The 18,865-nt window shown below is 69.0% G+C and carries 19 protein-coding genes; 8 read left to right on the top strand and 11 right to left on the bottom strand.

All coding sequences use genetic code 11. The features are described from left to right. Positions 1–11: 11 nt before the first annotated feature. Entirely contained in the window at positions 12–473 is a 462-nt protein-coding gene (locus QTI51_RS06030; RefSeq protein ID WP_116908735.1) for a winged helix-turn-helix transcriptional regulator, read from the bottom strand. Positions 474–588: 115 nt separating this feature from the next. Between QTI51_RS06030 and QTI51_RS06025 the strand changes: the two genes are divergently transcribed. After that, a complete protein-coding gene (locus tag QTI51_RS06025) occupies positions 589–1,371 on the top strand; it encodes an SDR family oxidoreductase (protein WP_116908734.1) in 783 nt (260 codons plus the stop codon). A gap of 28 nt (positions 1,372–1,399) precedes the next feature. Here QTI51_RS06025 and QTI51_RS06020 read toward each other — a convergent pair whose 3' ends face one another. Continuing rightward, positions 1,400–2,152: a Crp/Fnr family transcriptional regulator gene (locus tag QTI51_RS06020; protein ID WP_116908733.1), complete on the bottom strand. Its 753-nt coding sequence runs from the start codon at positions 2,150–2,152 to the stop codon at positions 1,400–1,402. A 135-nt stretch (positions 2,153–2,287) separates the two neighbouring features. Here QTI51_RS06020 and QTI51_RS06015 point away from each other — a divergent pair, with 135 nt between their 5' ends. From QTI51_RS06015 to QTI51_RS06005, 3 genes are all read left to right on the top strand, one after another. Continuing rightward, positions 2,288–2,878, top strand: coding sequence for an HD domain-containing protein (locus QTI51_RS06015; RefSeq protein WP_116908732.1), 591 nt, complete (start codon positions 2,288–2,290; stop codon positions 2,876–2,878). A gap of 26 nt (positions 2,879–2,904) precedes the next feature. Continuing rightward, a complete protein-coding gene (locus tag QTI51_RS06010; RefSeq protein WP_116908731.1) occupies positions 2,905–3,672 on the top strand; it encodes a class II aldolase/adducin family protein in 768 nt (255 codons plus the stop codon). Positions 3,673–3,769: 97 nt separating this feature from the next. After that, a complete protein-coding gene (locus tag QTI51_RS06005) occupies positions 3,770–6,106 on the top strand; it encodes a glycoside hydrolase family 3 N-terminal domain-containing protein (protein ID WP_116908730.1) in 2,337 nt (778 codons plus the stop codon). A gap of 34 nt (positions 6,107–6,140) precedes the next feature. Here QTI51_RS06005 and QTI51_RS06000 read toward each other — a convergent pair whose 3' ends face one another. The 6 genes from QTI51_RS06000 to QTI51_RS05975 form a co-directional block, all read right to left on the bottom strand. After that, positions 6,141–7,895, bottom strand: coding sequence for a YadA family autotransporter adhesin (locus tag QTI51_RS06000; RefSeq protein ID WP_286512404.1), 1,755 nt, complete (start codon positions 7,893–7,895; stop codon positions 6,141–6,143). Between the two features lie 29 nt (positions 7,896–7,924). Then, the gene (locus QTI51_RS05995; RefSeq protein WP_286512406.1) at positions 7,925–10,177 is read right to left on the bottom strand and encodes a phosphocholine-specific phospholipase C; all 2,253 of its coding nucleotides are present in this window, start codon (positions 10,175–10,177) and stop codon (positions 7,925–7,927) included. Between the two features lie 80 nt (positions 10,178–10,257). Continuing rightward, entirely contained in the window at positions 10,258–10,458 is a 201-nt protein-coding gene (locus tag QTI51_RS05990) for a hypothetical protein (protein ID WP_116908726.1), read from the bottom strand. A gap of 161 nt (positions 10,459–10,619) precedes the next feature. Then, positions 10,620–11,618 carry a phosphonate ABC transporter, permease protein PhnE gene (gene phnE / locus QTI51_RS05985; RefSeq protein ID WP_116908725.1) on the bottom strand — a complete coding sequence of 333 codons (999 nt, stop codon included), beginning with the start codon at positions 11,616–11,618 and terminating at the stop codon, positions 10,620–10,622. Continuing rightward, positions 11,615–12,457: a phosphonate ABC transporter ATP-binding protein gene (phnC, locus tag QTI51_RS05980; protein WP_116908724.1), complete on the bottom strand. Its 843-nt coding sequence runs from the start codon at positions 12,455–12,457 to the stop codon at positions 11,615–11,617. The genes phnE and phnC overlap by 4 nt, the downstream gene beginning before the upstream one ends. Before the next feature lie 16 nt (positions 12,458–12,473). After that, positions 12,474–13,409: a phosphate/phosphite/phosphonate ABC transporter substrate-binding protein gene (locus QTI51_RS05975; protein WP_116908723.1), complete on the bottom strand. Its 936-nt coding sequence runs from the start codon at positions 13,407–13,409 to the stop codon at positions 12,474–12,476. A 137-nt stretch (positions 13,410–13,546) separates the two neighbouring features. On the opposite strand from QTI51_RS05975, the gene QTI51_RS05970 reads away from it, so the two are divergent. Continuing rightward, on the top strand, positions 13,547–14,437 hold the full coding sequence (locus tag QTI51_RS05970; RefSeq protein WP_116908722.1) for an HAD-IIA family hydrolase: 891 nt from the start codon (positions 13,547–13,549) through the stop codon (positions 14,435–14,437). Here QTI51_RS05970 and QTI51_RS05965 read toward each other — a convergent pair. Further along, positions 14,417–15,430, bottom strand: a complete 1,014-nt coding sequence (locus QTI51_RS05965) for a MurR/RpiR family transcriptional regulator (protein WP_286512410.1) — start codon at positions 15,428–15,430, stop codon at positions 14,417–14,419. The two genes, QTI51_RS05970 and QTI51_RS05965, sit on opposite strands and share 21 nt — an antisense overlap. 101 nt (positions 15,431–15,531) lie before the next feature. Then, positions 15,532–15,879 (bottom strand): hypothetical protein, encoded by a 348-nt coding sequence (locus QTI51_RS05960; protein ID WP_116908721.1) that lies wholly within the window; start codon positions 15,877–15,879, stop codon positions 15,532–15,534. 212 nt (positions 15,880–16,091) lie between these two features. Here QTI51_RS05960 and QTI51_RS05955 point away from each other — a divergent pair, with 212 nt between their 5' ends. The 3 genes from QTI51_RS05955 to QTI51_RS05945 all read left to right on the top strand — a co-directional run bounded on the left by QTI51_RS05955 (position 16,092) and on the right by QTI51_RS05945 (position 17,522). Continuing rightward, positions 16,092–16,775 carry a class I SAM-dependent methyltransferase gene (locus QTI51_RS05955; protein ID WP_116908720.1) on the top strand — a complete coding sequence of 228 codons (684 nt, stop codon included), beginning with the start codon at positions 16,092–16,094 and terminating at the stop codon, positions 16,773–16,775. A 94-nt stretch (positions 16,776–16,869) separates the two neighbouring features. After that, a complete protein-coding gene (locus QTI51_RS05950; protein WP_132748834.1) occupies positions 16,870–17,175 on the top strand; it encodes a hypothetical protein in 306 nt (101 codons plus the stop codon). Then, complete coding sequence (locus tag QTI51_RS05945; protein ID WP_116908718.1) at positions 17,172–17,522, top strand: VOC family protein; 351 nt, start codon at positions 17,172–17,174, stop codon at positions 17,520–17,522. Before QTI51_RS05950 ends, QTI51_RS05945 begins: the two co-directional genes overlap by 4 nt. Positions 17,523–17,553: 31 nt before the next feature. On the opposite strand, the gene QTI51_RS05940 is transcribed toward QTI51_RS05945, so the two are convergent. Further along, entirely contained in the window at positions 17,554–18,849 is a 1,296-nt protein-coding gene (locus tag QTI51_RS05940) for an aspartate carbamoyltransferase (protein WP_116908717.1), read from the bottom strand. Between the last annotated feature and the right edge of the window lie 16 nt (positions 18,850–18,865).

The following is an 18,865-nucleotide window of genomic DNA, read 5'->3' as shown; positions in this document are numbered from 1 at the left end:
CGCGACGCGGCCTAGGCCTGGGCGGCCTTCGCGTCGAATGCGCGCCGCGCGCGCTCGACTTCCTCGAGGTTGTCCGACGCCCACACCCACACGCCGCAGAACGCGCCGCCCAGGCTCAGGCCGAGCGGCGTCAGTTCGTATTCGACACGCGGCGGCACCACCGGAAAAATGGTGCGCGTGACCAGCCCGTCGCGCTCCATCTGGCGCAGCGTCTGCGTGAGCATCTTCTGGCTCACGCCGGTCACTTTTTCGGCGAGGCGGCTGAAACGCAGCGGCGCGTCCTCGGTCAGCACCTCAAGGGTCAGCATCGTCCACTTGTCGGCCACGCGATCGATCAGGTCGTGCGCCAGCATGGTCAGGCGCGGGTCGATCGGGCCGGCGGGGCGCTTCACGGCGTACGACCTGGCGCGGGAGATTTCCTCCTTGGTGAAGCGCGATTTGACAGATGAAGACGTAGTCGGCGCAGCTTTCATTTCACACTCTCTTTTGGGTGGGTATCAAATTTTCCGGTGCCTTCTGTTCATCGGAGAGCATTAATTCTAGGATGCAGCCATCCCCCTCCACCAGCGTCCACCAGCGATACACACCATGCAACTGCGTCAACGAACCATCCTCATCACCGGCGGCACGAGCGGCATCGGCTTCGAGCTGGCGCGCCAGCTGCTGGCCCGCGGCAACACAGTCATCATCACCAGCCGCGACGCCGCCCGGCTCGCCCAGGCGCAGCAGCGGCTTCCTGGTTTGCACGGCTTCGTGAGCGACGTTGCAGACCCCGCCTCCATCGCGGCGCTCTGCGCGAGCGTGACGGCACGCTTCCCCACGCTGGACGTGCTCGTGAACAACGCCGGCATCATGCGCAAGCTGGTTCTCAACGAGGCGCGCCGGCTCGAAGACGTGACGCGCGAGCTCGACGTGAACGTGCGCGGGCCCATGCAGATGGTGCAGCAGTTCCTGCCGCACCTGAGCGCGCAGCCCGCGTCGGCCATCGTCAACGTGTCGTCCGGACTGGCCTTCGTGCCGCTGGCGATATCGCCCATCTACAGTGCCGCCAAGTCGGCCCTGCATGCCTACACGCGGGCATTGCGCATGCAGTTGTCGGGCGGCACGGTGAGCGTCTTCGAGATCGCGCCGCCGGGCGTGGAAACGCCGCTGCTGCGCGGCGAGTTCGAAGCCGAGATGCAAGGCACCAAGGGCATGCCGGTGGCGCAGCTGGCGCGGCGCGCCATCGAAGGCATCGAGCGCGGACAGCCGGAGATTCGCCCCGGCCTGGCCAACGTGCTGATGCTGATGAGCCGCCTCGCGCCCGAGTTCATGTTCCGGCAGATGGCGCGGATGATGAAGCCCAAGGCGGCCGCGCCCGCATCGGCGTAAGCAACATGGCACAGGCCGCGCCACGCGCCTACCCCGTGCTCACCAGCGCCTGCAGCGCGTCGAGCGACAACAGCTCGATGCGCCCGTAGCCCAGCGAGATCACGCCTTCGCTCGCCAGCGCGTTGAGCTCCTTCGACAGCGTTTGCCGCGTCACGCCGAGCATCATCGCCAGCGCCTCCTGCGACAGCTTCACCACATGCCGCAGCAGCACCGACTGCGTGGCGTCGCCGCGCGCCAGCACCAGCAGCCGGTGCGCCACCCGCGCGCGCAGGCTGCGCAGGGTCGCGTCTTCGGTGAGGCCGTAGAGCATGCGCACGCGCGCGGCCAGCATCGCGGCCATGGCGTTGGAGAAGACCACGTCGCGCATCTGCCGGGCAAAGGCCTCGGGCGGCACCACCAGCAGGTCGAGCGCCTCCAGCGCGGTGGCGTCGTGGGTGCGCGGCGAGCCGTCGATGAGCGTGATCTCGCCGAACCAGATGCCCGGCTCCAGCATGGCGAGGATGGCCTCGCGCCCGTCCTGGCGCAGCGACGAGATCTTGATGGTGCCCGCCACCAGCCCGTAGAAGCCGCCGCCGGCCGCCTCGATCGAATCGCCCTGGCGGAACACCATGGCGCCGCGGCGCACGTGGATGAGCTCGGCCGACGCCACCAGCGCGTCGCGCTGCGCGCGCGGCATGCTGGTGAACCAGGGGTTGCGTTCCAGCGCGGCGCGGTGCGGGGCCGACAGGCGCGGCCTGATGGAAGCAGAAGCTGAAGCTGAAGGGGGTGGGGAAGAAGGCATGTCAAAGCGTGCGCCGTCTCCCTGGCGACAGGGGTTAACGAGCACCCCGCATTGTCAAATTTTTGACAGTTGAGCGTCAAGCCGGGGTCTACAGTGACCGGCACCCCACGACACACAAGAACGGAGACCCTCCCGATGAACGCACGCGCAAGTTTCAAGAGCATGCAGGAAAGCACCCGCGAAGACTGGCAACTGATCGGCGGCGAATTCATGCAGTTCACCACCGGCCTGCCCGCGCGCGTGATCAAGCACCTGCAGATCCTGGAGGGCGACTACGGCGGCTTTCCGGTCGACCGCTACACCCATTCGCTGCAGACCGCCACGCGCGCGCTGCGCGACGGCCGCGACGAGGAGTACGTGGTGTGCGCGCTGCTGCACGACATCGGCGACACGCTGGGCAGCTTCAACCACCCCGACATCGCCGCGGCCATCCTGAAGCCCTTCGTGAGCGAGGCCAACCACTGGATGGTGCAGAACCACGGCATCTTCCAGGGCCACTACTTCTTTCACCACATCGGCCTGAACCGCGACATGCGCGACAACTTCAGGGACCACCCGCACTACGAGCGCACGGCCGAGTTCTGCGCGCTCTACGACAACCCCGCCTTCGACCCACAGGCCGAGACGCTGCCGATCGCGGAGTTCGAACCCATGCTGCGCCGCGTGATGGCGCAGCCCAAACAGAGCATCTACAAGGCCGCGCTCTCCGAACCCGCCGCGGCCTGAGCCCCACCACGAAGGACATCCCCGCCATGAACGCTTTTTCCCAACCCGAAGTCCAGAAGCTCGTCTCCGCCGAAGAGTGGCAGCTTCGCGTCGACCTTGCCGCCTGCTACCGCCTGGTGGCGCTGTACGGCTGGAGCGACCTGGTGTTCACCCACATCAGCGCGCGCGTGCCCGGCCCCGAACACCACTTCCTGATCAACCCGTACGGGCTGATGTTCGACGAGATCACCGCCTCCAGCCTGGTGAAGGTCGACCAGCAGTGCAACAAGGTCATCGACTCGCCCTACCCCGTGAACCCCGCGGGCTTCGTGATCCACAGCGCGGTGCATGCCGCGCGCGAAGACATCCAGTGCGTGCTGCACACCCACACCAAGGCCGGCATCGCCGTGAGCGCGCAGAAGAACGGCGTGCTGCCCATCAGCCAGCAGTCGACCTTCGTGCTGGCCTCGCTGGCGTACCACGACTACGAAGGCGTGGCCTTCCGCGACGACGAGAAGCCGCGCCTGCAGGCCGACATGGGCCACGCCAACTTCCTCATGCTGCGCAACCATGGCCTGCTGACCTGCGGCAAGACCATCGCCGACGCCTTCCTGTCGATGTACACCTTCGAGAACACCTGCCAGATCCAGATCGCGGCGCAGTCCGGCGGCAGCGAGCTCACGCACGTGAACCCGAAGATCGTCGAGGGCGTGGGCCAGGCCATGAAGGTGCAGACCGGCGGCCTGGGTGGCAGCTTCGTGTGGCCGTCGCTGATTCGCAAGCTCGACCGCGTGGACGACAGCTACAAGCAGTAAGCGCCGCTCGTTTTTTCGATGGCTGCCGGTGCCTCCGCGACGGGTGCCGGCGGCTATTTTTTTGGGGCGATTCGCTTTCGGCCCAAAATGATGCGCCATGAGCGTTCGAAACCTTGGCTTCGCCGGCCTGATTGCGCTGGCCTCCGTCTCCTTCTCCCCCACCCTTCCCGCCGCCGAAAAAGCCCCTGCCGGGGCACCGCTACAGCCTGTGCCGCCTGCGCCGCCTGCGCTGCCCGCGCTCCCGCTGGCGGCCGGCGTGCGCAGCGAAGCCGACATCGACGCGCTCATCGCCCGCATGACCGTGCAGGAAAAGGCCGGCCAGCTCAGCCTGTACGGCCCCGCCGACATCGACACACCCAACAACCCGCAGGCCGGCTGGCGCAATGCCCAGCAGGAAACGCAGGACGTGCGCACCGGCCGCCTCACCGGCCTCTTCAACAACGCCGGCCTCGAAGGCAAGCGCCGGCTGCAGCAGATCGCGGTGAAGGAGTCGCGCCTGGGCATTCCGCTGATCTTCGGCGCCGACGTGATCCACGGTTTTCGCACCATGTTCCCGATGCCGCTGGCCGAGGCCTCCAGCTGGGAGCCCGCGCTGGCCGAGCGCACCGCGCGCGCGGCGGCGGTCGAGGCCACGGCCGACGGCTTCAGATGGACCTTCGCGCCCATGGTCGACATCGCGCGCGACGCGCGCTGGGGCCGCGGCCTCGAAGGCGTGGGCGAAGACGTGTACCTGGCGCGGCAGTTCGCCGCGGCGCGCGTGCGCGGCTTCCAGGGGCCCGACCTCGCGCGGCCCGATGCCATGCTGGCCACGCCCAAGCACTTCGCGGCCTACGGCGCGGCCGAGGGCGGCCTGGACTACAACGTGAGCGACATCTCGGAGCGCACGCTGCGCGAGGTGTACCTGCCGCCGTTTCGCGCCGCGCTGGACGCGGGGGCGCTGTCGATCATGAGCGCGTTCAACGAAATCGGAGGCGTGCCCTCCACCGCCAACCCCGCGCTGCTCACCGGCGTGCTGCGCGACGAGTGGAAGTTCCAGGGCTTCGTGGTCTCCGACTACACCGCCGACGAAGAGCTGGTGGAGCACGGCTACGCCGCCAACCCGCGCGAGGCCGCCAAGCAGGCCTTCATGGCCGGCACCGACGTGAGCATGCAAAGCGGCCTGTACATGCGCTACCTGCCCGACCTGGTGGCCTCGGGCGAGGTGCCGGTGTCGCGGCTCGACGAGGCCGTGCGCCGCGTGCTGCGCGTGAAGATGAAGCTGGGCCTGTTCGACGACCCCATGCATGGGCTGGACGGCCCGCCCGCCGCGCAACGCGCGGAGAACCCCGCCTTCATCGAACTGGCCCGCGAGAGCGCGCGGCGTTCCATCGTCATGCTGAAGAACGAGCGCATGCTGCTGCCGCTGCCCAAGGCCGGCACCAGGATCGCGCTGGTCGGCCCCTTCGCCGAAGGCACCATCGACCTGATGGGCGCCTGGAGCCTGTTCCCGGGCCAGTCGGCGCCGGTGGGCATCGACCAGGGCCTGCGCGCCGCGCTGGGCCCGGGCTCATCGGTGAACGTGGTGCGCGGCTCGGGCATCGAGAGCGCGCTGCCCGGCGGCATCGACGCGGCCGTGGCCGCCGCGCGCGACGCCGACGTGGTGCTGCTGGCCGTCGGCGAGAGCCAGAAGATGTCAGGCGAGGCCCGCTCGCGCAGCGACATCGGCCTGCCGCAGGCGCAGCAGGACCTGGCCGAGGCCGTGGCCGCCACCGGCAAGCCGGTCGTGGTGCTGCTGAGCAACGGCCGCGCCATGGCGCTGAAGGGCGCGGTGCGCAACGCGCGCGCCGTCCTGGTCACGTGGTTCCTCGGCGTGCAGACGGGCAACGCCATTGCCGACGTGTTGTTCGGCGACTTCAACCCCTCGGGCCGCCTGCCCGTGAGCTTTCCGCAGACCGCCGGCCAGGTGCCCTACTACTACGGCCACAAGCGCACCGGCCGCCCCACGCCCGAGAACGCACCCGACACCGCCTTCAAGGCGCGCTTCATCGACACGACCAACGAGGCGCTGTACCCCTTCGGCTTCGGCCTGGGCTACGCGCCCGTGCGCTACGACAGCGTGGAGCTGAGCCAGGAGCGCATGACCCTGTCGGACACGCTGCGCGTGCGCGCGACCGTGACCAACACCGGCCAGCGCGAGGCCGACGAAGTGGTGCAGCTCTACATTGCCGAGCGCGCCGCCAGCGTGACGCGCCCGGTGCGCGAGCTGAAGGGCTTTCGCAAGATCAGCATCGCGCCGGGTGCCTCGCAGCAGGTGGAGTTCACGCTCACGGCCGACGACCTGAAGTTCATCGGCCGCGACATGAAGCCGGTGGTCGAGCCCGGGGAGTTCGACCTGTGGGTGGCGCCCTCGGCCGCGAGTGGCATCCGCAAGCGCTTCGTGCTGACGCGCGACTGAGCTGCGGCCCGGCCGCGACTGAAGCGCAGGCCCCTCAGTCGAACACGCCCGTCAGCGCCACCCGCGTCACCACGCCCGAGCTGTTCGCGCCCACGCCCAGCGTGACGCTGTAGCGCCCGTCCTGCGTGGTGTGGCGAATGGAGCCGCCCAGCGCGCTTTCGCTGCGGTAGTTGCCCAGGCCCACCGCGTAGCTCAGCTTGCCCGGCACCATCGGCGCGGCTTCCATGGCGGCCACGCTGGCGATGCCGGCGTAGGCGCGGCGTGCGTTGTCGTCGATCTGGCCCTGCAGGCGGGCCGCCGTGGCGTCGGTGTAGGCCTTGCCCAGCGGCAGGCCCTGCGCGGCGATGGTGTCGGTGTAGGCATTGGCCGAGGCCACGCCGTCTTTCACCATGCCCTGCACTTGGCCGACGTTGGTGGCGTCGGTGGCCGCGCTGCCGGGCGCCACGCCCGTGAGCTGCCGGTTGCCCAGCGCCACCTCGCCCACCGACGACTGCACGCTCGCCAGCCCGATGGCCGTGTACGCCGCCTGCGCACCGCGCGTGGTCGTGCTGCCCGCGCCCAGCGCCACGCTGTTCTCGTGGCTGGCCGTGGCGTTGCTGCCCAGCGCAATGGCGTTGTCGGCGCTGGCGCGCGACGACGCGCCCAGCGAAATGCCCTGGCTCGCGTTCACGTACACGCCCGCGTCGTTGCCGATGGCGATGTTGCCGCTGCCGCTCACGTGCTGGCCGGCGCCGTTGCCCTGCGCCAGGTTGCCGTTGCCCACCACGCCCTGGCCGGCCGCGTTGCCGAACGACAGGTTCTGGCTGCCCTGCACGCCGCCGCCGGCGGCCTGGCCGGTCGCGACGTTGTTGTTGCCCGAGACCTGCGCGCCGGCCTGCATGCCGCTGGCCTGGTTGCCCGAGCCCGTCACGCCGGCGCCGGCGCCCTGGCCGGAGGCGATGTTGTTGCTGCCGTTCACGTTGCCGCCCGCGCCGTTGCCGTAGGCCTGGTTGGCGTTGCCCGTCACGTTGCTGCCGGCGCTGGTGCCGTAGGCCTCGTTGTCGGAGCCGCTCACGTGCTGGCCCGCGTTGCTGCCGGTGGCGTCGTTGCGGTTGCCGGTGACGAACTGGCCGGCCGCGTAGCCGGTGGAGTTGTTGTAGTCGCCGGTCACGTTCTCGCCCGCGCTGCGGCCCATGGTCTGGTTCCAGCCGCCGACCACGTTGGTGCCCGCGTAGTAGCCGATCGCCTGGTTGGCGTTCTTGCCCGACACGTTGGTGCCCGCGCCCTCGCCGATGGCCAGGTTCCAGTTGGTGCTGACGTTGTTGCCCGCGCCGTTGCCCAGGCTCACGTTGCTGCTGCCGGTGACGGTCATGCCGGCGTTGGTGCCCATCGCGTTGTTGTCGGAGCCGGTCACGCCGCTGCCGGCGTGAAAACCCATGGCGTTGTTGTGATCGCCGGTGACGTTGTCTCCCGCGCTGCGGCCGATGGCCTGGTTCCAGCCGCCCTTGACGTTGTCGCCGGCCTGGAAGCCGATGGCCTGGTTGGCGTTGCCGCCGCTCACGCCCACGCCCGCACCGTCGCCGATGGCGAGGTTGAAATTGGTGCTCACGTTGTTGCCGGTGCCGGTGCCCAGCGCCTGGTTGTTGGTGCCGGTGACGCCGGTGCTGCCGGTGCCCGTGCCGATGCCGAGGTTCGACTTGGCCGGGTCCCAGGTGGTGGTCTGGGCCTGTACCAGCCCGCTGCCCGAGCCGAGCGCGACGGCCAGCCCGAGCAGGGCTGCGCTGCGCGTGGCGCGCTTGTTGTGCTTCATGGTGTCTGTGCGGGTGAAGGTGGCGGTGCTCAGCCCTTCAGGTGCAGCGCCATCGCGGGGTCGCTCACGCCGGGCTTGCCGGTTTCCACGCGGCCCGAGAAGCGGCGTTCGAAGTTGGCGCCGCTCACGGTGAAGTCGTACCAGTGGCCGCTGTCGTCCAGGTTCCAGTGCAGCGTGCCGGTGCCGCCCGCCGCCACCTCCAGCGGCCAGGGGCCGTCGCCGCGGTAGGCGTTGGAGGTGACCGTGACCGTGCCCGCCGCCGTGCCGGTGTTGTGCACCTTCAGGTAGACCTGGCCGGTGGCCGGCTCGTAGCAGACCTGCGCCTCGGGCTTGAAGGCCGCGGCGTCGGCCGCGAGCGCCTCGCCCTTGAAGGTGCGCACGAAACCGTTGCTGCTGTACACCCACAGCTCGTACTTGCCGCTGTCGGTGGCGCCGGTGTTCCAGTAGTCCGAGAGCTGCTTGCCGGCTTCCACCGTGTAGCGGCGCGGAATTCGGTCGAGGTGCAGCTTGTCGTACACATGGAACACGGCGCCCTGCGTGCCGGTGTTCGAGAAGATCAACTGCAGCATGCCGCGCGCCTCGACGCGCGCGCTGGTGTGAAGCTCGTAGGGCAGCGCGCGAGAAAATCGCGTGCCGGTCTCCTGGAACAGCGGCTGCGGCGTGGTGGGCGCGGTGGTGACCGGAGCCGTGGGCAGCAGCTTTTGCGCCGCATTGATCGCGGGGAAGTTGCTGGTGTCGGGCAGCTTGGGCACCACCGGGTCGTTGGGGCTCACGAAGTCGAAGCACGAGGTCAGGTCGCCGCACACCGCGCGGTGCCACGGGCTGATGGCGTCCACCGTGATGCCGAAGCGCTGCTCCAGGAAGCGGCCCAGCGAGGTGTGGTCGAACACCTGCGAATTGACCCAGCCGCCCTTGCTCCACGGAGACACCACGTACATCGGCACGCGCGAGCTCAGGCCCCAGGGTCGCACCTTGCCGCTGGTGGTGTCGGCCGCGTTCAGGTAGCTGCCCACCGAGGCGTCGAAGTACTCGCCGTCCAGCGGCACGGTCGACTTGCCCATCAGCGTGCCGCTGGCGTCGTACGAAGGCACCGCGGGCATCGCCAGGTGGTCGAAGAAGCCGTCGTTCTCGTCGAACGTGACGAACAGCGCGGTCTTGCTCCACACCGTGGGGTTGGACGTGAGCGCGGCCAGCACGTCGGAGATGAAGTCGGCCGCGCCGGCCACGCCTTCGCTGCTGCCCGGGTGCTCGGCCAGCGCCTGCGTGGGCAGCACCCACGAGACCTGCGGCAGCGTGTCGTTCATGACGTCCTGCTTGAGCTGGGCCAGGAAGTTGACGGCGCCGTCGGCCGCCGCCGGGCCGCCCGTGAGGCCGTGCTCGTAGTTGGGCGAGCCGGGCTGCGCGGTGCGGAAGCTCTCGAAGGCCAGGCAGCCGTTCATGGCGCCCGTCCAGTTGTTGTTCATGTTCTGGTAGATGTGCCAGCTGATGCCGGCCTTCTGCAGCACGTCGGGCAGGGTGTCCCACTTGAACGAGTTGTTGACGTACTTGTAGTTGTACGCGCCCGTGCCCGGGTCTTTCTGGCCGGTGCCGTCGGCCTGCTGCGCGCGGCCCGCGACCCAGTTCGACGGGCTGGGCCAGCAGCGCGAGTTGACGGGCTCCGAGTCGGTGTCGGTGCTGTTGATGCCCTTCTTGCGCAGCTCCGGGTTGAAGTTGGAGCCCGACCAGAACACGATGCGGTTCGGGTCGGTGCCGGTGAGGATGGAGCAGTGGTAGCCGTCGCACAGCGTGAAGGCGTCGGCCAGCGCGAACTGGAACGGAATGTCGTCGCGCAGGTAGAAGCCCATGGTCGCCTGGTTCTTGAACTGGATCCAGCGATCCATCTTCCCCTGGTTCCATGCGCCCTGCATGTCGGGAAAGTTGTGCGGCGTGCCCGAGCCGATCAGCGCGTTGCCCACGCGCGAGTCGCGCCGGAAGGGCTGGATGTCGGGGCCGCCCACGACGGAGTTGGGCTGGTAGTACACCGGCTTGCCGCTGGCCAGCGGAATCGGAAAGCGGTCGCCGAAGCCGCGCACGCCGCGCAGCGTGCCGAAGTAGTGGTCGAAGCTGCGGTTCTCCTGCATGAGGATGACGATGTGCTTCACGTCCTTGATGGTGCCGGTGTCGACCGCGGCCTCGACGGCCAGCGCCTTGCGGATCGACGGCGGCAGCAGCGTGAGGGCCGAGGCCGCGCCGACGGCGCCGGCCGACTTGCGGAAGAAATCGCGACGGTTGGTGGTGTTCATGGGGAGCCTTTCAACGCGGGCAAAAACAAAAAATGGGAGGCAGGTCGATGGATGAAGGCGAACGGCTCAGTGCGCAGAGTTCAGGGCGCGCACTTCAGGGCCGGCGCGGCCGGCTGGTCGGGTTGCTGCGGTGCGGTGGTCGGCGGCGTGGTGCCGGCGGGCGGCAGCACCGGCACACCGCCACCACCCCCGCCGCCGCCACAGGCGGCCAGGCTCAGGCACAGCAGGAGACCGGCCGCGGCCGAAGCGACGAAGCCATGGCGGGAGGCACGTGGGGTCATGACAATTTCCTTTGATCGAAGAGGGGACGTGGGACGAACGACGGGCGAGGCGGGGCCGAGCAGCCCCCTGGGGGTTGCACCGGCGTGAAGAAATTCAGGGGTGTGGCGCGCTGTGGCCCACGGCGACCGTGGGCACTTCCGGCGCGCGAGGACGTCAGGGCTCAGGCATAGCGGCTGCGCAGGCGCGCTGCGAGACGGTCGAGCACCAGCACCGTGAGGAAGATGGCGATGAGGATGGTGCCGACGTGCGCGTAGTTGTACATGTCGTAGCGGCCCTTCAGCTCCTGCCCGATGCCGCCCGCGCCCACCAGCCCCACCACCGTGGCCATGCGCACGTTGCGGTCGAGCACGTACAGCGTGTAGGCGATGAACTGCGGCATCACCTGCGGCAGCACCGCGAAGCGCATCACCTTCAACCTGTTCGCGCCGATGGCGCGCAGTGCTTCCTGCGGCTTGTCGTCGGCGGTCTCGATGTCTTCCGCGTAGAACTTGCCCAGGAAGCCCGCCGAGTGCAGCGCCAGCGCCAGCACGCCGGCGATGGGACCGAAGCCGTAGGCCAGCACCAGGAACAGCGCGCTCACCAGCTCGGGCACCGCGCGGCACAGGCCGACCACGCTGCGCGCCAGCGTGTACACGACGCGGTTCGGCGTGTAGTTCTTCGCGCTGCACCAGGCCAGCGGCGCGCTCAGCACGATGGCCAGCAGCGTGGCCCAGATGGCGATCTCGAAGGTCTCCAGCATCTTCACCGCCACGTGCCAGAGGTAGCCGAAGGGCTCCACCAGCTCTTCGCGGGTGTCGACGCGTTCTTCCATCTGCAGCGTCTGCGGGTTGAGCTTGGGCTCGCGCGTTTCCACCGTTTCCACATGCGAGAACCAGGGCAGCCGGTTGCGGTCGAAGCCCTCGATGCGCGCGACCTCGGTGCGCTCCGAGACCTGCGGCGGAAAGAGCGAGCGCGCGATGGTGCCCAGCCCCGAGAGCACCTGCGACTGCTCGCGCAGGCCGACCGCCGCGAGCACGCCTTCGCCGGTGAGCGACAGCATGCGGCCCATTTCCACGCGCTGGCCGGCGAAGTAGCCGAGCACCAGCACGAGCAGCAGCACGGCAAGGCTGCGCGCGCCGTAGGGGCGCGGCAGGTTCCAGGCGGATGCGGGGCGGTTCATTGCGCCAGCTCCAGGGCGCCGGCGTGCAGCGGGAGCGCGGCCTCGGGTTCCGCGGCATGGTCGCCGGACCTCACGGCAGGTACGGGCACGGGCATGGGCACGGGCACGGGCTCGCGTCCATAGATCGCATCGAACACCTGCGGATCGAAGGCGCCCGGTGCCCCGTCGAACACCACCGCGCCGTGGCGCAGCGCGACGATGCGGTCGGCGAACTCGCAGGCCAGCTCGATCTGGTGCAGGCTGCACAGCACCGTGGTGCCGCGCTCGCGCGCCTGCGTGCGCAGCAGCGAGAGCACGTCGTGGCTGGTCTGCGGGTCGAGGCTGGCCACGGGCTCGTCGGCCAGCACCAGCGGCGGCTCGAGCATGAAGGCGCGCGCAATGCCCACGCGCTGCTGCTGCCCGCCCGAAAGCTCGCTCACGCGGCGCAACAGGTGCTGCTCCTGCAGGCCCACCGATTCGACGAGCTCGCAGGCCTTGCGGCGTGCTTCGTCGGTGAACAGCCCCAGCAGCGCGCGCCAGGTCGGCATGGCCGGCAGCGCACCGGCAAGCACGTTGTCGGCCACCGACGAACGCATGACCAGGTTGAACTGCTGGTGGATCATGCCGATGCGCGGGCGGATGCGGGCCAGCGAATCGGCCGCGATGCGCACGCCCTCGACCTGCACCGTGCCGCGCGTGGGCTTCACCAGCCCGTTGGCCATGCGCAGCAGCGTCGACTTGCCCGCGCCCGAAGAGCCCAGCACCACGCAGAACTGCCCCGCGGGCACCTGCAGCGAGACGCCGCCGAGCGCCTGCGTGCCGTCGGCATAGCGCATGGCGACCGATTCGAAATTCAGCATGGCGTGCCCTGCCCGCTCAGCGCTGCGCGGCCTTGGCCAGGATGCGGCCCTTGAGCTCGTCGGTGAGCAGGCCCAGTTTCTCGGCCGCCACGTTGAACTCGTCTTCGGAAAATTTGGTGTCGTAGCCGTCGATCTTGCCGCCGCCGTAGCCGCGGATCATGTCGGGCGTGATGCCGGGGGCCTTGTTCACGGTCTGGAAGGCGTCCTTCAGCTTCGCCTTCAGCGGCTCGGGCAGCTTCGAGTTGAGCGCGAGCGGCGGGTACGGAATGGCCATGCTCCTGGCAATGACCTTCACCGTCTTCGGATCGACCGCGCCCTGCTTCACCGCCTTCTCGTAAGAGTCGAACGACAGCGAGGCCACGTCGACCTGGTCCTGCACCAGCGCGGCCAGGCTGCTGGCGTGGCTGCCGGTCATGCGAATGGCCGACAGGTCGCGCGCCGGGTCCATGCCCGCGTCCATCAGCATCGCGACCTGGAAGGTGAAGCTCGACGCCGAGTTGACGTCGCCGAAGGCCACGCGCTTGCCCTTCACGTCGTTGATGCCCGCAATGGGCGCGCTCGCCTTGGCGAACATGCCCGCGTAGTACACCGAGGCGCCCTTCTCGACACCCACGGCCAGCAGCTGCGCGCAGCCGCGCTTGTGGGCCTGCACGTAGGCCACCGGACCGAAGAAGGCGATGTCCGCGAGCTGGTTGCACATGCCCTCGACCACGGCGCCATAAGACTGGCCCACCTTCAGGTCGAAGTTCAGGCCCGTGGTGCGCGTGATGGCGTTGAACACCGGCGCGTAGTCGGCCTTGGTGCCCGACTCGGTGCCGCCGTCGGCCGGAATCAGCAGCACGCGCAGCGGATGCGCGGGCGAGCCGTCGGCCACGGACTGGGCCTGCGCCGGCAGGGAGAGCGCGGCGGTCAGCGAGACGGCGGCGGAGGCAAGGGCCAGGAGCTTTTTCATGGTGCGTTTCTTTCGTTTCGGGGGCTGGTTCGGTAGCCGATGCCCGGAACTTTAGAAAACGAAGATGACAAGCAAATGAAATTTGCTCACTCCAAATTCAATAAACCACTGAGCAATGTTCAATACAATCCGCCGCCATGAGCACGAACCCCCTTACACCCGGGACCACCGCAGCCCATGACAGCCGAGGCAGCGTGGTCACCCATGCCCGCCTGGCGCGGGCCCGCCACCTGCTGGTCGACCTCGACGGCACGCTGGTGCGCCAGCAGGAGCCCATTGCGGGCGCGGCCGAGTTGCTGGCGCATTTCGACGGGCGCTACGCCATCGTGTCGAACAACTCCACGCACACCGCGCCAGGCCTGGCGCAACGCCTGCGCCGGCTCGGGCTGCGCGTGCCGCCCGAGCGCATCGTGCTGGCGGGCGAACTGGCGGTGCGGCAACTGGCGCGCGAGCACCCCGGCGCGCGCGTGCTGCTGGCCGCGAGCCCGGCGCTGCAGCGCTTCGCGCGCTCGCTGGGCTGCCAGCAGGTGCAGGCCGGCGCCGAGTTCGTGCTGCTCGCGCTCGACATGCAGTTCAGCCACGCGCGGCTCGCGCTGGTGGTGAACGAGCTGCTGCGCGGCGCGCGCCTGGTCGTGAGCAACGCCGACGCCACGCACCCGGGCCCGCAGGGCCGCGTGGTGCCCGAGACCGGCGCACTGCTCGCGGCCGTGGTGGCGGCCAGCGGCGTGCAGCCCTGGCGCGTGGTCGGCAAGCCCGCGCCGCTGCTGTTCGAGGAAGGCCTGCGTTGCCTGGGCGCAAGCGCCGAAGACACCGTGGTGGTCGGCGACAACCCGCTCACCGACGCCGAAGGCGCCGCGCGGCTGGGCATGGCGTGCGTGCTGGTGGGCACGGCCAGCGGCGCGGTCGCGCCTTCGGTGGCGGGGCTGTTCGCCATGCCGGCGGAAAAAACGGAGGCGGAAAAAACGGAGGCGGTCGAGGCGCCGCCCCACTACCGCTTCAGTCCCGCTTCAGTACCGCTTGAGCGATAGCACGTCGAAGGTCTGGCGCAGCGTGCGCACCGAGGCGTCGTAGTCCGACAGCGCCAGGCAGGCGATGAGCACGTCGATGATGGCCAGCTGCGCGAGCCGGCTGGTCATCGCCTCGGTACGAAAGTTGGTTTCGCGCGCCATGGTGAACAGCAGCACGTCGGCATAGGCCTGGATCGGCGACTTGCCGAAGTTGGTGATGCACACCGTCGACGCGCCCGCCTCCTTCGCCAGCCGCGTGGCCGTCACCGTCTCGTGCGAACTGCCCGAATGCGAAATGGTGAGCACCGCCGTCTTCGCGTCGGTGAGCGATGCGCTGATGGCCTGCACGTGCGAGTCGACCGCCAGCTTCACGTTCAGGCCGATGCGCAGCATGCGGTAGTGCGCGTCCTCGGCGATGGTGGCCGAGCTGCCGATGCCGTAGATCTCGATGCGCTCGGCCTTGCGAAACAGCTTCACCGCGCGCTCCATCGCCTTGGCGTCGAGCGTGGCCTCGGTGTCGTGCAGCGTCTGCACGTTGCTGTTGAAGATCTTGCGGATCACCGCCGTGGCGTTGTCCTGCGGGTCGAGGTCTTCATGAATGAACTGCACCGGGCGCACCAGCTCCTGCGCCAGCGCGATCTTGATCTGCTGGAAGCCGGTGGCGCCCAGGTTCTTGCACAGGCCGACGATGCTGCCTTCGCTGGAGCCCGTGCGCTCGGCCACTTCGCTTACCGACATGTGCACCACCTCGCGCGGGTTCTTCACGATGAAGTCCGCGATGCGCTGGCCCACCGGGCCCAGCGAGGACCACAGGGCCTGGATGCGCGCGAGCACGGCGGACACCTGCACGTCGGGCCCGTCGGGCGATGCCGGGAAAGCGGTGGGGTAAGGAGCGGCGGCGGTCGTCGATGCCGCCGCCGAATTCTTGCTGCTGGCGGCTGATGCCTTGCTGCCGACGGCAGCTGCCTTGCCGCTGGAAGATGCGGGAGTGCCGGGGGTGCTGTTGCGCTTCATGGGCCGCGAGCTTACCCGCCCTCGATGGCGGTTTCGTGCACCGCGGCACCCTGCCGCGGCGCCCTCGCGGCCCTCTTGCGTCGCTCTTGCGCGCAGCCCGCCTATTCGCCGCTGTTGCTTGCCGGCAGGCTTCCCGATGCCACAGGCGCCTGCACCTGCGACTCCAGCACCTCGGTCGGATGCATGCTGTTGTTCGCACGAACGGCTTCGGCCTGCACCTGCGCGCGGTCCAGCCCCGAGACCGGCGTGGCCACTTGCGACTCGAGCACTTCGGTCGAATGCATGCTGTTGTTCGCGCGCATGGCGTCGGCGGCCACCGCGTCGCGCGACATCGTCGAATGCGAGGCCTGCGGATAGTCGGGGTCGGCGAAGCCGTTGGCATGCGCGAACGACGCGAGCACCAGCGCCGGCACGGCGGCGATGCACAGGGTTGCGGTACGGACTCTCATGGTTGTCTCCTTGAGTGATGACGGTGTTTTCACTCTAGGACGCCGCTCTTACCGGCCCGTGAGTGGCAGCTTAGGCACGGGTGACGATTGCATTACGCGCGCGTGACGGAACGCTTAGGCCAGCGTGAGCGGGCCAGAGTGCTGGACCAGGGCGCATACTGGCCCACCTTTGCAGCACTGGGGCCTCGCACGCGAGACCCCGCACCCCTTCGATGCCGGGCTATCTACTCAAGCTGGAGCGCATCGCCATCGCGGGTGCCGACGACCTCGTCATTCGCTCGCTGCTCGACCGCCAGCAGTTCTCCGACCCCCTGGGCATGGCCGCCGCGCAGGGCATCTCTTCGGCGTCGTGGCCCATGTTCGGGCTGCTGTGGCCCTCGGGCGCGCAACTGGCCGCGCGCATGGCCGCGCACCCGGTGGTGCGCGGGGCGCGCGTGCTCGAGATCGGCTGCGGCCTGGGGCTGGCCAGCCTGGTCGGCCACCGCCGCGGCAACGACATGACCGCCAGCGACTGCCACCCGCTCGCCGCCGGCTTCCTGCTGGAGAACCTGCGACTGAACGCCCTGCCGCCCATGAAGTACCGCCGCGGCCACTGGGGCATGCGCGAGACCGGCGCCGACGGCGACGTGCACGGCCTGTTCGACCTCGTGATCGGCAGCGACCTGCTGTACGAGCGCGACGCCAAGGGCCTGCTCGCCGCCTTCATCGGCCGCCACACCAGCCCAGCCGCCGAGGTGTGGATCGTCGACCCCGACCGCGGCAACCGCCCCGCCTTCAACCGCCAGATGGCCGACGAGGGCTTCGGCATGTGCGAGGAGCGGCTGGACCAGCTGGCAAGCGTGAGCCAGGCGGCGTACCGGGGGCGGTTGCTGACGTACCGGCGGGTCGAAGGCTAAAGCCTGAGTGGTCGACGGCTGAAGCGTCGAGCGGTCGAGGGGTGCCCTATATTCCGCAAGGTTCAGCCATGCCGGACCCTCAACGAAAGCACGCATGACCCTCACCCCCCTCCCCCTCCCCTTGCTCGTCGACCACACCTTCGACCTCGTCTCCGACACCCTCGTCAACATCTACCACTTCAACGCCGCCGGCCGCGTGACCGCCATCCTCGGCGAGAAGAACGGCCCCGTGGCAGCGCCGCTGCTCGACTACCGCGTGGTGTCCGAAGACAGCGTCGAGATCCTGCATGGCAACGAACGCGTCGAGCGGTGGAGCCGCATCCGCATCGAAGACGGCCTGCTCCATGTCGAGCGCGACGGCCAGCCGCAAACCTTCGCCATGACGAAGCCCGAGCAATGAAAGTCAAACGCATCGTTGCCAACATCGCGGCACCCGATCCGGCACGCGCCGCCGTGTTCTACAAGGACGTGCTCGGCCTCGACCTGCTGATGGACCACGGCTGGATCCAGACCTATGGCTCGCAGGCGGACATGACGGTGCAGCTCAGCATCGCGTCCGAAGGCGGCTCGGGCACGCCGGTGCCCGACCTGTCCATCGAAGTCGACGACGTGGACACTGCTTTGGCGCGGATGAAAGCGGCAGGCTTCGCGATCGAATACGGCCCCGTCGACGAGCCATGGGGCGTGCGCCGCTTCTACGTGCGCGATCCGTTCGGCAAGCTGGTCAACATCCTCGCGCACGCCTGAAGCGAACCGCACGCCCGCTTAGCGGCGGGCCTCAGTCGAGCCCGTGGAACACGCTGTCGTCCGGCCCGATGTGCGAAGGTGGCGTCCACGCGGCGTCGCGCATCGAGCGGCTCACCAGCTTGTCCACGCCCAGCAGCGTGGCGAAGATGGCCATGCGCACCGGAATGCCGTTGTCGGTCTGGCGAAAGATGGCCAGGCGCGGGTCGTTGTTCAGGTCCACGCTCAGGTCGTGCGAACCGGGGCGGCCGTCGCGCGGCAGCGGGTGCATCACCACCACCTCGGGCTTGCAGGCCGACTCGACCAGCGCAAGGCTCACCTCGAAGGCGTTGTCGAAACCTTCGAGCACCTCGTCGTGCGCGAAGCGCTCCTTCTGGATGCGCGTGGCGTAGATGATGTCGGCGCCGGCCAGCGCCTTCGCCGGCGTGGCGGCCACCTCGACCACGTGCCCGTTGCGGCTCACGGCCTCGACGATTTCCGCGGGCATGGCCAGCGAAGGCGGCGAGATGAGCGTGAACTTCAGCCCCTTGTACAGCGCCAGCAGCTTGATGAGCGAATGCACCGTGCGCCCGTACTTCAGGTCGCCCACCATCGCGATGTGCGCGCCGTCGACCAGCTTGCCCAGGCGCGAGAACTCGCGCTGGATGGTGTACAGGTCGAGCAGCGCCTGGCTCGGGTGCTCGCCCGGCCCGTCGCCGCCGTTGATGACCGGCACGTTGGTGGCGCGCGCGAACTCGGCCACCGAGCCCTGCTCGGGGTGCCGCACCACCATCGCATCGACATAGCCGCTGATGACGCGGCTGGTGTCGTAGATCGACTCGCCCTTGGCCATCGACGAGAAGGTGAAGCCCGTGGTGTCGCACACCGAGCCGCCCAGCCGGCAGAAGGCCGCGCCGAAGCTCACGCGGGTGCGCGTGCTGGCCTCGAAGAACAGGTTGGCCAGCACGGCGCCCTCGAGCACGCGGCTCACCTTGCGGCGCCGGGCAATGGGCTGCATCGCGTCGGCCAGCTGGAACAGCTCGTCGATGGCGTCGCGGTTGAACTGGCTGACCGACAGCAGGTGGTGCGACCCGTCCACCGCCGTGGCCTTGCGCAAGGCACCTTCATGTGCGCTTTGCGTATATTCGCCGCGCAACCCGTCGGACGCCATGATTTCGCTGACAAAGCGCCGCGCCACCTCGGGCATGGCCCGGAATTCGTTCGATTCGTCGGGCAGCAGCCAGGCGTCCAGCGCCCGCCTGCGGCTGCCGATGCGTTCCGCGAAGGCGTCGCGCGTCATGTTGAGTTGACGCATCGCGTCACGGAGTAGCACCTGTTGCGGCATGTTCATGGGCGGCGAATATATA

This window comes from Variovorax sp. J22G73, from assembly GCF_030317035.1.
Classification (GTDB): Bacteria; Pseudomonadota; Gammaproteobacteria; order Burkholderiales; family Burkholderiaceae_C; genus Variovorax.
The sequence above is the reverse complement of the archived record's forward strand: the minus strand, read 5'-3'. Positions and strand labels throughout refer to the sequence as shown.

What these genes read in the sequence shown, in the direction of transcription:
- QTI51_RS06030 (WP_116908735.1), bottom strand. Translation starts at nt 473, where the DNA reads ATGAAAGCTGCGCCGACTACGTCTTCATCTGTCAAATCGCGCTTCACC.
- QTI51_RS06025 (WP_116908734.1), top strand. Translation starts at nt 589, where the DNA reads ATGCAACTGCGTCAACGAACCATCCTCATCACCGGCGGCACGAGCGGC.
- QTI51_RS06020 (WP_116908733.1), bottom strand. Translation starts at nt 2,152, where the DNA reads ATGCCTTCTTCCCCACCCCCTTCAGCTTCAGCTTCTGCTTCCATCAGG.
- QTI51_RS06015 (WP_116908732.1), top strand. Translation starts at nt 2,288, where the DNA reads ATGAACGCACGCGCAAGTTTCAAGAGCATGCAGGAAAGCACCCGCGAA.
- QTI51_RS06010 (WP_116908731.1), top strand. Translation starts at nt 2,905, where the DNA reads ATGAACGCTTTTTCCCAACCCGAAGTCCAGAAGCTCGTCTCCGCCGAA.
- QTI51_RS06005 (WP_116908730.1), top strand. Translation starts at nt 3,770, where the DNA reads ATGAGCGTTCGAAACCTTGGCTTCGCCGGCCTGATTGCGCTGGCCTCC.
- QTI51_RS06000 (WP_286512404.1), bottom strand. Translation starts at nt 7,895, where the DNA reads ATGAAGCACAACAAGCGCGCCACGCGCAGCGCAGCCCTGCTCGGGCTG.
- QTI51_RS05995 (WP_286512406.1), bottom strand. Translation starts at nt 10,177, where the DNA reads ATGAACACCACCAACCGTCGCGATTTCTTCCGCAAGTCGGCCGGCGCC.
- QTI51_RS05990 (WP_116908726.1), bottom strand. Translation starts at nt 10,458, where the DNA reads ATGACCCCACGTGCCTCCCGCCATGGCTTCGTCGCTTCGGCCGCGGCC.
- phnE (WP_116908725.1), bottom strand. Translation starts at nt 11,618, where the DNA reads ATGAACCGCCCCGCATCCGCCTGGAACCTGCCGCGCCCCTACGGCGCG.
- phnC (WP_116908724.1), bottom strand. Translation starts at nt 12,457, where the DNA reads ATGCTGAATTTCGAATCGGTCGCCATGCGCTATGCCGACGGCACGCAG.
- QTI51_RS05975 (WP_116908723.1), bottom strand. Translation starts at nt 13,409, where the DNA reads ATGAAAAAGCTCCTGGCCCTTGCCTCCGCCGCCGTCTCGCTGACCGCC.
- QTI51_RS05970 (WP_116908722.1), top strand. Translation starts at nt 13,547, where the DNA reads ATGAGCACGAACCCCCTTACACCCGGGACCACCGCAGCCCATGACAGC.
- QTI51_RS05965 (WP_286512410.1), bottom strand. Translation starts at nt 15,430, where the DNA reads ATGAAGCGCAACAGCACCCCCGGCACTCCCGCATCTTCCAGCGGCAAG.
- QTI51_RS05960 (WP_116908721.1), bottom strand. Translation starts at nt 15,879, where the DNA reads ATGAGAGTCCGTACCGCAACCCTGTGCATCGCCGCCGTGCCGGCGCTG.
- QTI51_RS05955 (WP_116908720.1), top strand. Translation starts at nt 16,092, where the DNA reads ATGCCGGGCTATCTACTCAAGCTGGAGCGCATCGCCATCGCGGGTGCC.
- QTI51_RS05950 (WP_132748834.1), top strand. Translation starts at nt 16,870, where the DNA reads ATGACCCTCACCCCCCTCCCCCTCCCCTTGCTCGTCGACCACACCTTC.
- QTI51_RS05945 (WP_116908718.1), top strand. Translation starts at nt 17,172, where the DNA reads ATGAAAGTCAAACGCATCGTTGCCAACATCGCGGCACCCGATCCGGCA.
- QTI51_RS05940 (WP_116908717.1), bottom strand. Translation starts at nt 18,849, where the DNA reads ATGAACATGCCGCAACAGGTGCTACTCCGTGACGCGATGCGTCAACTC.